Source organism: Leeuwenhoekiella parthenopeia, assembly GCF_020782115.1.
Lineage (GTDB): Bacteria > Bacteroidota > Bacteroidia > Flavobacteriales > Flavobacteriaceae > Leeuwenhoekiella > Leeuwenhoekiella parthenopeia.
Genome location: NZ_JAJGMW010000022.1, coordinates 60530 through 73398, shown reverse-complemented (window position 1 = coordinate 73398; position 12869 = coordinate 60530). Strand labels below are relative to the sequence as shown.

Sequence of the window (12869 nt, the reverse complement as noted above, 5' to 3'; positions counted from 1 at the left end):
GTACCATCGGCTGCGCCGTTACAGCTTACATTGGTGGATGATGCAGCTACCGTTACCGCTACAGGCTCGGTGATCGTTACCGAAGCTGTGGCCTCACAGATGCCGTTGCCATTGCCGTTGGAAGCACTGGCCGTAATGGTATAGGTGCCGGGGGCGAAAGCACTCTGACCGCTCAGGTCTGTGCCGTCTCCGCCATTTAAAGTAATCGTATAGCTTGCGCCCGCGCTTAAGCCGCTGACCGTAATGGTACCATCGGCTGCGCCGTTACAGCTTACATTGGTAGCTGATGCAGCTACCGTTACCGCTACAGGCTCGGTGATGTTATATGTTTCAGTAAAAACACAACTACCCGAAGTAATAGTTACTGTATAAGAACCTGCTTCCAATCCACTTAAATCTTCAGTGGCAGCAATAACCGTATTAGAAGAATCCTTCCATTCAAACACATAAGCACCGCTTCCGCCCGAAACCGAAAGATCAATAGCACCATTCGAATCCTCAAAACAAGCTACATTCGTTTTATTTTCACTAACTACCAAAGCTGAAGCAACCTGAATACTTACAGGCACACGATCACTTTCACATGATCCTGCCTTATTCTGACTTACATATACCGTGTACAATCCTGCAGGCGCAGAGTCGGTATCTACTGTAGGAACAGTAGCTAAAGGACTAGCTGCCGGATCGTTTGAAGCATAATAATTAAGAGTATATCCTGGCGTAGCTGTAACATTATAGTTCTTTATTCCGGTATTTTTGCAAAAATCCTGGTTAATGGTGGTAGGCGTAGGCGATGTTTCAGGAATTACAACGGTCGTATTAACCGACTTAGGACATGTTCCGGTTGTAAAACTATAGGTAACCGTGTAGGTTCCCGGAGTACTGTTAGCCACATCGATTTCCCCGGTTGAAGAATTAATTGTAAGTCCGGAAGGTGACGCACTAAAAGTTCCGCCCGTCACACCTAAAAGATTTACACTTGCCGATGGTGAGCAAAAATCTGCATCAGCATAATCAATTTCGGCTGTACCTAAATTTAATCGAACAGGTATAGGAGCAACAACATCGTCTAATGCCGCTGTATCTGCATCAGACGATTTGGTCTTCACTAAAATTGTTCCAATGGTCAACCCATCACAAGGATCACCTGTATTAAAAAAGGCACTAATATTTATTGCCGCTTCAACAAATTGATTTGCGGTATATTGATTAACACCAAATGCTCCTATATTCGTAGAAACAGTCCCAATATTACCTGCTCCAAAACGGGTAGGAAGCGTCGAAGTATTTTCAATATAATTATAACCCAGAGCTGAAGTTGCGTCAACTTCCCATTCGTAATATCTTACGGTCGCGAGTGATCCTCCATTGGTGTAGGAAACCGAAATCAGGATATCACCAACGGTTCTTCCCCCGTCAACACCCTGAGTTATAAAACCTGTAGTGTTATTATTATAGGTTAGCGGCTTTTGTAAAAACTCAAAATCTAAATAACTAGTACCTGTGGTAACTAAACGATCACTGGCTACAATTACCCACTGATCTCCATTATTATCCTGACCAACGTGCAATAAAACGTTATTTATATCTCCCTTGCCCCCAGATTTCCCGTTAGGATTTACTTTCCAGGTTGAAGGATCATCAGTATATTTTCCGCCTCCCTGAAAAATATCATCATTCCCGTCATAAGCATCTATGACTCGAAATGTTGACACAGCGGTAACAGGGCTGGCCCTCAAGGCATCACCAAACGGAAATGCAGGATATATATCAAAAACATAGCTATTGGAACGAGTTCCAAGCCAGTCTCCCGTAGATGCATCTGAATCCAAATCACCATCAATATTAAAACCTCCGTCAGGAAAAGACACACCGGCAACCTGAGAAAATGAGACCCCGGAAATAAACAGCATCAAGATCAAAGTGAGCTGATTTAAATAGGTATTTCCGAATTTTAGAAAAGTAGTTTTTTGTTTCATATTAGCATTTTTGAAAATGACAACGCATCATTGCACAGATCATCAAAGGCCTAAAAGCCTCATATTGAGAACGAAATAATGAAAAGGGAAAAGATGAGAGGAATTTGTATCCCGATTGTAAAAAAATTGCCCCTGATTCATAAGAATAACTTTAACCACACCAAACTTCATAAAGGGGGGATGAAGCTTAGCGATGAATTAGTAATTTTGTTAAAGTTGGGTTAAGACAAATATAGATAGCCCCTTAAGGTTTTCTTTAACATTACCTTGGCTTTTGGTTAAAATCAAAACTTATATAGCTAAAAGACACAGCAGCATAAGCCTGTATTTCAGAAGGTTGTGCTTTAGCTAGTTTTTAATACATTTTAACAGTATGATGTAGCTTTTACCTACATAGATAATTTTATAAAACTCTAAATAGTATATTTGCGAGCCTTAAAAAGAGACCAATGAATGTCAAAAAAGAAATAGCCCGCAGACGTACTTTCGGAATTGTATCGCATCCAGATGCAGGTAAAACCACGCTAACCGAAAAGTTACTCTTATTTGGTGGAGCTATACAGGAAGCAGGAGCCGTAAAATCTAATAAAATCAAGAAAGGAGCTACCAGCGACTTTATGGAAATAGAGCGTCAGCGAGGTATTTCTGTAGCTACTTCGGTACTGGCTTTTGAATATAATGGCACCAAAATCAATATCCTGGATACCCCCGGCCACAAAGACTTCGCTGAAGATACCTTTAGAACACTTACTGCAGTAGATAGCGTAATTGTTGTTGTTGACGTAGCGAAAGGTGTCGAGGAGCAGACCGAAAAACTGGTAGAAGTTTGTAGGATGCGTAAAATCCCCATGATTGTGTTCATCAATAAACTTGATCGTGAGGGTAAAGATGCCTTTGAATTGCTCGATGAGATCGAGCAAAAACTCAATCTAACGGTTACCCCCTTAAGCTTTCCCATTGGGATGGGCTATGATTTCAAAGGGATTTACAATATCTGGGAAAAAAATGTAAACCTCTTTAGTGGAGATAGTCGAAAAAACATTGAAGAAACCGTTGAAATTGAAGACCTTGAGTCTCCGGAACTTGATAAGCTCATAGGTAAAAAATCGGCAGATAACCTGCGCGATGAACTGGAGCTGGTGACGGGTGTATATCCCAATTTTGATCGCAATGCCTACCTTCAGGCTGAGCAACAACCTGTTTTTTTCGGTTCTGCACTGAACAATTTTGGTGTACGCGAACTGCTAGACTGCTTTATCAGTATAGCTCCTCCTCCACGACCTAAAGAAAGTGAAGAACGTATCGTTAAACCAGACGAAAACGATTTTACGGGTTTTGTATTTAAAATACACGCCAATATGGACCCCAAACACCGGGATCGTTTGGCTTTTGTGAAAATAGTTTCAGGAGTTTTTGAGCGAAATACCCCTTATTTACACGTTAGAAACGGTAAAAAAATGAAGTTTTCAAGTCCAAATGCTTTTTTCGCAGAGCGGAAAGAAATCGTTGATATCTCCTATCCCGGTGATATTGTTGGACTTCACGATACCGGAAATTTTAAAATAGGTGACACCCTGACTGAAGGGGAAGAAATACATTACAGGGGAATTCCTGCATTTTCACCGGAGCATTTTAGATACATCAACAATGCTGACCCTATGAAATCCAAGCAATTGGAAAAAGGTATCGATCAGCTGATGGATGAAGGGGTTGCTCAGCTTTTTACGCTCGAATTAAATGGAAGAAAGGTTATCGGAACCGTTGGAGCCCTTCAATATGAAGTTATTCAATACCGATTAGAACACGAATATGGGGCTAAATGTACTTATGAACCCCTAAGCGTGCACAAAGCCTGCTGGGTAGAGCCGAAAGATCCCAAAAGTGAAGAATTTAAGGAGTTTTTACGCGTAAAACAGCGTTTTATGGCCAAAGATAAACGGGGTCAATTGGTCTTTTTTGCCGATTCGCCATTTACCTTACAGATGACTCAGCAAAAGTATCCCAATGTCAAATTACATTTCGTTTCTGAGTTCTAATCAAAATAAAGCTTTTTATCAAAACAAAAATCTTTAGATAAGCACAGCTTAACAAAAACAAAAAAGAGGCTTTAAATCGCTTGATTTAAAGCCTCTTTTTTATAAGGTATAATTAAAATTTATGATTCTAAAATACTGCATAGAATTTGAGAATAACGCCCAAATTCAGTTTTTAAGGTTAAAAATTAGGCCTGACCGGTAGGACCAAAATTCAACGGAATGGGTTGCTTCTCATAATCTTTGATTTCACCATGAGCCTGCTCAAAACGCTTCACATTTTCCTGAAGGGCTTTTGCCAAACGTTTTGCATGTTGTGGTGTTAAAATTATTCGAGACTTTACTTTACTCTTAGGAGTGCCCGGCATAATATTTATAAAGTCAACCACAAACTCCGAAATAGAGTGATTAATTATTGCAAGGTTCGAATATTGCCCCTGAGCTGTCGCTTCATCAAGTTCTATATTTAACTGCGGGTTTTGATTTTTATCTTCTTCAGCCATGATAATCTGACATTTGGGTATAAAAAAACAGCTTCATTAAAAATGAAGCTGTTTTCTGTATAATTATTAATTAAAGTTTACTTCTTCTCGAGCTGCATTGAGTTCTTCAAGTTCTTGCTTGCTACCTACGATAATCTTATCGTATCGTCTTAGACCGGTACCGGCAGGAATTCTGTGACCTACAATTACATTCTCTTTAAGACCTTCAAGTTCATCTATTTTACCGCTTACAGCCGCTTCGTTAAGAACCTTGGTTGTCTCCTGGAACGAAGCCGCAGAGATAAAGGACTTGGTTTGAAGCGAAGCTCTGGTAATACCCTGAAGAACCGGAGTAGCAGTTGCTGCGACAACGTCACGAGCTGTTGCTAAGGTCTTATCTTCTCTTCTCAAGATTGAGTTTGCATCTCTCAAGTCTCTTGGCGAAATGATTTGACCAGGCTTTAAGGTATCAGAGTCACCGGCATCTTCAATAACTTTCATTCCGAAAATAGCATCATTTTCTGCAATGAAGTCATCTTTGTGTACCAATTGATTCTCTAAGAAGATGGTATCACCCGGATCCTGAATGCGTACTTTACGCATCATTTGACGAACAACCACCTCAAAGTGCTTATCATTAATCTTCACACCCTGTAAACGGTATACTTCCTGAACCTCATTTACTAAATACTGCTGAACAGCAGATGGCCCTTTGATTGCAAGAATATCCTCCGGAGTTACAGAACCATCAGATAATGGCATACCTGCTCTTACGAAGTCATTTTCCTGAACAAGGATTTGATTCGACAGTTTAACCAGGTATTTCTTAACTTCTCCAAGTTTAGATTCAACGATAATCTCGCGGTTACCACGCTTGATTTTACCGAAAGAAACCACACCATCAATCTCACTTACTACAGCAGGGTTAGATGGGTTACGTGCTTCAAACAATTCGGTTACACGTGGAAGACCACCGGTAATATCCCCTGCTTTTGCAGACTTACGTGGTATTTTAACCAGGATTTTACCAATTTTAATCTTCTCGTCGTTATCTACCATCAAGTGAGCACCTACCGGTAAGTTATAGGAACGAATTATTTCGTCTTTTTTACCCATAATGTGCAGGGTAGGAATCATACGCTTGTTACGCGATTCTGAAATAACCTTCTCCTGGAAACCGGTTTGTTCATCGGTCTCTACCTGATAGGTTAAACCTTGCTCTATATTCTCGTATTTGATCTTACCGGCAAATTCAGAAATAATAACCCCGTTAAATGGATCCCAGGTACAGATTACATCTCCTTTAGTTACTTTATCTCCGTCTTTCATAAAGAGCTGAGAACCGTAAGGAATGTTATTTGTACTTAGTAAAATTCCGGTTTTAGCGTCAACGATTTTAGCTTCTGAGGTACGTGAAATAACGATATTAGAAGTAGAACCATCTGGCGCCTCACCTTCAACAGTCTTAAGATCTTCAATCTCCAGACGACCATCGAATTTAGAAACCACTTTGTTTTCCTCTGAAATGTTACCTGCAATACCACCCACGTGGAAAGTACGAAGCGTAAGCTGTGTACCCGGCTCACCAATTGACTGAGCAGCAACAACACCTACAGCTTCACCCATCTGCACCATCTTATTGGTCGCAAGGTTTCTACCGTAACATTTTGCACAGATTCCTTTAGGAGCTTCACAAGTAAGTGGAGAACGCACTTCTACGCTTTCAATAGGCGCTTTAGTGATTTCTGCAGCCAACTCTTCACTGATTTCCTGACCTGCAACAACAAGTACTTCACCGTTTAATGGGTTAATCACATCATTAAGAGCGATTCGACCTATAATACGAGCTTCAAGAGTTTCTACAACTTCTTCGTTTTTTTTAAGTGCAGATACTTCAACACCTCTTAAGGTATCGCAATCTTCACTGTTTACAATCACATCCTGAGAAACGTCTACCAGACGACGGGTTAAGTAACCCGCATCCGCAGTTTTAAGTGCGGTATCGGCAAGACCTTTACGCGCCCCGTGAGTAGAGATAAAGTATTCAAGAATTGAAAGACCTTCCTTAAAGTTAGAAAGAATCGGGTTTTCAATAATTGCTCCACCTCCATCATTTGATTTCTTAGGCTTAGCCATCAATCCACGCATACCGGTCAACTGACGAATCTGTTCTTTAGATCCACGAGCACCTGAGTCAAGCATCATATATACCGAGTTGAAACCTTGCTGGTCTTCACGGATACGTTTCATAGATAACTCAGTAAGCGAAGCATTGGTTGACGTCCAAACGTCAATTACCTGATTGTAACGCTCTGAGTTAGTAATAAGACCCATATTATAGCTAGACATAATACCGTCTACCTGCGTATTGGCCTCTTCAATCATCTCATATTTCTCTGCAGGAATAATAATATCCCCTAACGAAAACGAAAGTCCTCCTCTAAATGCGAAGGTATATCCTAGTGTTTTGATACTGTCAAGGAACTCGGCAGTACGTGGAACACTGGTTAATTTTAATATTCTGGCAATTACATCACGTAGAGACTTTTTAGTCAACACTTCGTTAATGTAACCCGCCTCTTCCGGTACACTCTCATTAAATAACACACGACCTACAGTAGTCTCAATGATTTGTGGAACTAATTCTCCATTTTCATTGAAATCTTTGGTACGTATCTTAATGATCGCGTTAATATTTACGCGCTTCTGGTTGTGAGCAATAACCACTTCTTCAGGGCTGTAAAATGTAATCCCTTCTCCAAGAATTGGATGTTCCGGAGTACTCTTACGCGCTTTGGTCATATAATACAGACCCAATACCATATCCTGAGAAGGTACGGTAATAGGCGCACCGTTAGCAGGGTTAAGGATATTGTTTGAAGCAAGCATTAACATCTGAGCTTCAAGAATAGCCTCAGGTCCTAATGGAAGGTGAACCGCCATCTGGTCACCATCGAAATCTGCGTTAAATGCCGTACAAACTAATGGGTGAAGCTGAATCGCCTTACCTTCAATCAATTTAGGCTGAAACGCCTGGATACCCAGACGGTGAAGCGTTGGAGCACGGTTTAGCAACACCGGATGTCCTTTAAGAACGTTTTCCAGGATGTCCCAAACTACAGGCTCTTTCTTATCTATAATCTTTTTAGCGGACTTTACGGTTTTTACAATACCACGCTCAATCAGTTTTCTGATTACGAAAGGCTTGTAAAGTTCAGCAGCCATATCTTTTGGAAGACCGCACTCGTAAAGTTTTAATTCTGGTCCTACAACAATTACCGAACGTGCAGAGTAATCAACACGCTTACCAAGTAAGTTCTGACGGAAACGACCTTGCTTACCTTTAAGTGAGTCAGAAAGTGACTTTAAAGGTCTGTTAGAATCGGTTTTTACAGCTGAAGACTTACGGGTGTTATCAAATAATGAATCTACCGCTTCCTGAAGCATACGCTTCTCATTACGCAAGATTACCTCTGGAGCTTTGATTTCCATCAAACGCTTCAAACGGTTGTTACGAATGATCACACGACGGTATAAGTCATTTAAATCTGAAGTCGCAAAACGACCACCATCAAGTGGCACAAGCGGACGCAATTCCGGCGGAATTACAGGGATTACTTTCATAATCATCCACTCCGGAAGGTTTTCACGGTTCTTGTTAGCATCACGTAAAGCTTCAACTACTTGAAGACGCTTTAAAGCTTCGGTTTTACGTTGTTTTGAAGTCTCATTGTTTGCTTTATGACGCAGGTCATAAGAAAGCTCGTTAAGATCAATACGTCTCAACAATTCAATAAGACATTCAGCACCCATCTTAGCGATGAATTTATTTGGATCGCTATCTTCCAGGTACATATTTTCCTGTGGAATAGAATCCAGAACGTTTAGGTATTCTTCTTCCGTTAGGAAATCCATTTTTTGCAATGGCTCTCCTTCTTCGTTGTTTGCAATACCCGGCTGAATAACTACATAGCGCTCATAATAGATAATCATATCCAATTTCTTGGATGGAAGACCTAAAAGATACCCTATTTTATTTGGCAAACTTCTAAAGTACCAGATGTGCGCAACAGGAACCACAAGATTGATGTGTCCCACACGGTCTCTACGTACTTTCTTCTCAGTAACTTCTACACCACAACGGTCACAAACAATACCCTTGTAACGTATACGCTTATACTTACCACAAGCACACTCATAATCCTTAACAGGACCAAAGATACGCTCGCAGAATAAACCGTCACGCTCTGGTTTGTGCGTACGGTAGTTTATTGTTTCTGGTTTTAACACCTCACCGCGTGATTCAGCCAAAATCGCTTCGGGAGACGCAAGACCAATAGAGATTTTGTCAAATCTCTTTACTGCATTCTTATCATTATCTCTTGCCATAATACCTTATGTCGAAAATTATTCTTTTTGTTTTGTGATACTTTATAAAGAGATTACGCTTCCGCGGAAGCGTAACCCTTTAGTATCTATTCTTCCAGACGAATGTCCAGACCCAAACCTTTAAGTTCGTGCATCAATACGTTGAACGATTCAGGAAGACCCGGTTCTGGCATTGGCTCACCTTTTACAATACTTTCGTAAGTCTTGGCTCTACCAATAACATCATCAGACTTCACGGTAAGGATTTCTCTCAAGGTAGCCGAAGCTCCATATGCCTCAAGAGCCCAAACCTCCATCTCACCAAAACGCTGACCACCAAATTGTGCTTTACCACCTAATGGCTGTTGCGTAATCAAGGAGTAAGGTCCTATTGAACGTGCGTGCATCTTATCATCAACCATATGCCCCAGTTTAAGCATATAGATAACCCCAACGGTTGCAGGTTGATCAAAACGATCACCGGTACCACCGTCATACAGATAGGTGTGTCCAAATCTTGGGATACCTGCCTCATCAGTAAGTTCATTGATCTGGTCGAGAGTAGCACCATCAAAAATTGGCGTTGCATACTTCTGTCCTAATTTCTGACCGGCCCATCCAAGAACCGTTTCATAAATCTGACCAATGTTCATACGAGAAGGTACACCCAGCGGGTTTAGTACGATATCTACAGGAGTACCATCTTCTAAGAATGGCATATCCTCCTCACGTACGATACGTGCAACAATACCTTTGTTACCGTGACGACCTGCCATCTTATCCCCTACTTTCAGCTTACGTTTTTTAGCAACGTACACTTTCGCAAGTTTGATAATTCCTGCAGGAAGTTCATCCCCTACAGAGATGGTAAATTTCTCACGACGCAAGTTACCCTGAAGGTCATTTTCCTTAATACGGTAGTTGTGCAACAAATCTGCAATCATTGCATTGGTTGCATCGTCTGTAGTCCAGGTTCCCTGATTAAGGTGGGTATAGTCTTCAACAGCGTTAAGCATTTTAAGCGTGAATTTCTTACCTTTTGGCAATACTTCTTCCCCTAAATCATTCTTAACACCCTGAGCAGTCTTACCATTTACAAGCTGGAATAATTTATCAACTAAAACGGCTTTAAGCTCATCAAACTTCTGATCGTATTCTGCTTCTAATGCAGAAATATCCTCTTTATCTTTTGCGCGCTTGCGCTTATCTTTTATTGCTCTTTCGAAAAGTTTCTTGTCAATAACAACCCCTCTTAATGAAGGAGAAGCTTTTAACGAAGCATCTTTTACATCACCAGCTTTATCACCGAAGATCGCACGAAGTAGTTTTTCTTCTGGAGTTGGATCTGATTCTCCTTTAGGAGTAATCTTACCAATTAAAATATCTCCAGGCTTCACTTCGGCACCAATGCGGATCATACCGTTTTCATCAAGGTCTTTAGTTGCCTCTTCAGAAACGTTAGGAATATCATTGGTCAATTCTTCATTACCTAATTTGGTATCGCGTACATCTAATGAATACTCATCCACGTGAATTGAGGTAAAGATGTCATCGCGTACCACTTTTTCAGAAATCACAATCGCATCCTCAAAGTTATACCCTTTCCAAGGCATAAAGGCTACTTTCATGTTTCTACCCAAAGCCAGTTCACCTGCTTCAGTGGCATATCCCTGACAAAGAACCTGTCCTTTTTTAACGCGGTCGCCTCTTCTTACGATAGGCTTCAGGTTAATAGAAGTACTTTGGTTTGTCTTACGAAATTTGATCAACTGATAGGTTTTGCTATCTCCATCAAAGCTCACCATACGCTCTTCTTCGGTACGGTCGTACTTGATTGTGATTTCGTTAGCATCAACATATTCTACCACACCTTCTCCTTCAGCATTGATCAATACACGAGAATCTGAAGCTACCTGGCGTTCAAGACCTGTACCTACGATAGGAGATTCAGCACGTAAAAGTGGAACCGCCTGACGCATCATGTTTGATCCCATCAACGCACGGTTAGCATCATCGTGCTCCAGGAATGGAATCAATGAAGCCGAAATGGATGCGATCTGGTTAGGAGAAACGTCTGCATAATGTACTGTGTTTGGCTCCACAACCGGGAAGTCACCTTCCATTCGTGCAATAACACGATCTTCTTCAATCTTACCGGAATCGTCCATAGGGTTATTTGCCTGAGCAATCAACATACCCTCTTCTTCTTCCGCACTTAAATAGCGTGGTTTGCTTTCTAAGTCTATTTTACCATCGGTTACGGTACGATATGGAGTTTCGATGAAGCCCATATTGTTTACTTTGGCATAAACAGCCAAAGAAGAGATCAAACCAATGTTTGGACCTTCAGGAGTTTCGATAGGACACAGACGCCCGTAGTGGGTATAGTGTACGTCACGAACCTCAAAACCTGCACGCTCACGAGAAAGACCACCGGGCCCTAGTGCCGAAAGACGACGCTTGTGCGTGATTTCTGCAAGTGGGTTGGTTTGATCCATAAACTGAGACAGCTGGTTGGTACCAAAGAATGAGTTGATTACAGACGAAAGAGTTTTCGCGTTAATCAAATCAATCGGAGTAAATACCTCATTGTCACGAACGTTCATACGCTCACGAATGGTACGAGCCATACGAGCAAGACCAACACCAAACTGGGTTGATAACTGCTCCCCTACAGTACGTACACGACGGTTAGAAAGGTGATCAATATCATCAATCTCCGCTTTTGAGTTGATCAACTCAATAAGATATTTAACGATGGTAATGATATCCTGCTTGGTAAGCACCTGCTTATCCATACCAATATCTAAACCTAATTTTTTGTTCATTCGGTAACGACCTACTTCACCTAGGTTGTAACGCTGGTCGCTAAAGAATAATTTGTCAATAATACCTCGTGCTGTTTCCTCATCTGGCGGCTCAGCATTACGTAATTGACGATATATGTGTTCTACAGCCTCTTTTTCAGAGTTTGTAGGGTCTTTTTGTAAGGTATTGTGGATGATGGCGTAATCTGCTAACTGATTATCCTCTTTGTGAAGAAGGATGGTTTTAGCACCTGCATCAAGAATCTCATCTACGTGCTCTTTCTCAAGAACCGTATCACGATCCAATACGATCTCATTACGCTCAATTGATACCACTTCACCGGTATCTTCATCTACGAAATCCTCGTGCCAGGTATTCAATACACGGGCAGCAAGTTTTCGTCCTAAATATTTTTTAAGTCCGGTTTTAGAAACTTTAACCTCTTCTGCAAGGTCGAAGATTTCCAAAATGTCTTTATCGCGCTCAAAACCTATGGCGCGGAAAAGTGTGGTTACCGGTAACTTTTTCTTACGATCGATGTACGCATACATCACACTGTTAATATCGGTAGCAAATTCAATCCATGAACCTTTAAAAGGAATAACACGGGCTGAATATAACTTGGTACCGTTTGCGTGAAAGGACTGGCCGAAGAAAACACCCGGAGAACGGTGCAGCTGAGATACAACTACTCGTTCTGCCCCATTGATACAAAAAGTACCACTTGGAGTCATATAGGGTATAGTACCAAGATATACATCCTGAACTATGGTTTCAAAATCTTCGTGCTCTTCATCAGTACAGTAAAGTTTTAAACGCGCTTTAAGTGGAACACTATAAGTTAAGCCGCGTTCAATACATTCCTGAATAGAGTATCTCGGGGGATCTACAAAGTAATCTAAGAATTCTAGTACAAAGTTGTTACGGGTATCCGTAATTGGGAAGTTCTCTAGAAAGGTATTGTAAAGTCCTTCATTTCCTCTTTCTTCAGACTTGGTCTCCAATTGAAAGAAATCCTGAAATGATTTTATCTGTATATCCAAAAAGTCGGGATATTCAGGTCTGTTCTTTACCGATGAGAAATTCAGTCTTTCAGCTTGTTTTGCTTGCATCTTCAACGAACGGAATTTAATTAAAATAAATTGAGAATCTGACTATTCAGAGACTCAGAGATTTCTTAACATAAGAAATCTAAGGCA

At 41.0% G+C, this 12869-nt stretch carries 5 protein-coding genes; 1 reads left to right on the top strand and 4 read right to left on the bottom strand.

All coding sequences use genetic code 11. The features are described 5' to 3' along the window. Positions 1 to 1979: SprB repeat-containing protein (locus LLW17_RS15005; protein WP_228231103.1), on the bottom strand; the 1979-nt coding region annotated here is incomplete at its 3' end. A gap of 449 nt (positions 1980 to 2428) precedes the next feature. On the opposite strand from LLW17_RS15005, the gene LLW17_RS15000 reads away from it, so the two are divergent. Next, positions 2429 to 4015 (top strand): peptide chain release factor 3, encoded by a 1587-nt coding sequence (locus LLW17_RS15000; RefSeq protein WP_228231102.1) that lies wholly within the window; start codon positions 2429 to 2431, stop codon positions 4013 to 4015. Between the two features lie 185 nt (positions 4016 to 4200). Here the strand turns inward: LLW17_RS15000 and LLW17_RS14995 are convergent, their stop codons facing one another. From LLW17_RS14995 to rpoB, 3 genes are all read right to left on the bottom strand, one after another. Beyond that, complete coding sequence (locus LLW17_RS14995) at positions 4201 to 4515, bottom strand: DUF3467 domain-containing protein (RefSeq protein ID WP_099646975.1); 315 nt, start codon at positions 4513 to 4515, stop codon at positions 4201 to 4203. Positions 4516 to 4581: 66 nt separating this feature from the next. Next, the gene (rpoC, locus tag LLW17_RS14990) at positions 4582 to 8883 is read right to left on the bottom strand and encodes a DNA-directed RNA polymerase subunit beta' (protein WP_228231101.1); all 4302 of its coding nucleotides are present in this window, start codon (positions 8881 to 8883) and stop codon (positions 4582 to 4584) included. 86 nt (positions 8884 to 8969) lie between these two features. Then, positions 8970 to 12782, bottom strand: coding sequence for a DNA-directed RNA polymerase subunit beta (gene rpoB / locus LLW17_RS14985; protein WP_228231100.1), 3813 nt, complete (start codon positions 12780 to 12782; stop codon positions 8970 to 8972). Between the last annotated feature and the right edge of the window lie 87 nt (positions 12783 to 12869).

Coding starts and splice junctions, on each gene's coding strand:
- LLW17_RS15000 (WP_228231102.1), top strand. CDS start 2,429: ATGAATGTCAAAAAAGAAATAGCCCGCAGACGTACTTTCGGAATTGTA.
- rpoC (WP_228231101.1), bottom strand. CDS start 8,883: ATGGCAAGAGATAATGATAAGAATGCAGTAAAGAGATTTGACAAAATC.
- LLW17_RS14995 (WP_099646975.1), bottom strand. CDS start 4,515: ATGGCTGAAGAAGATAAAAATCAAAACCCGCAGTTAAATATAGAACTT.
- rpoB (WP_228231100.1), bottom strand. CDS start 12,782: ATGCAAGCAAAACAAGCTGAAAGACTGAATTTCTCATCGGTAAAGAAC.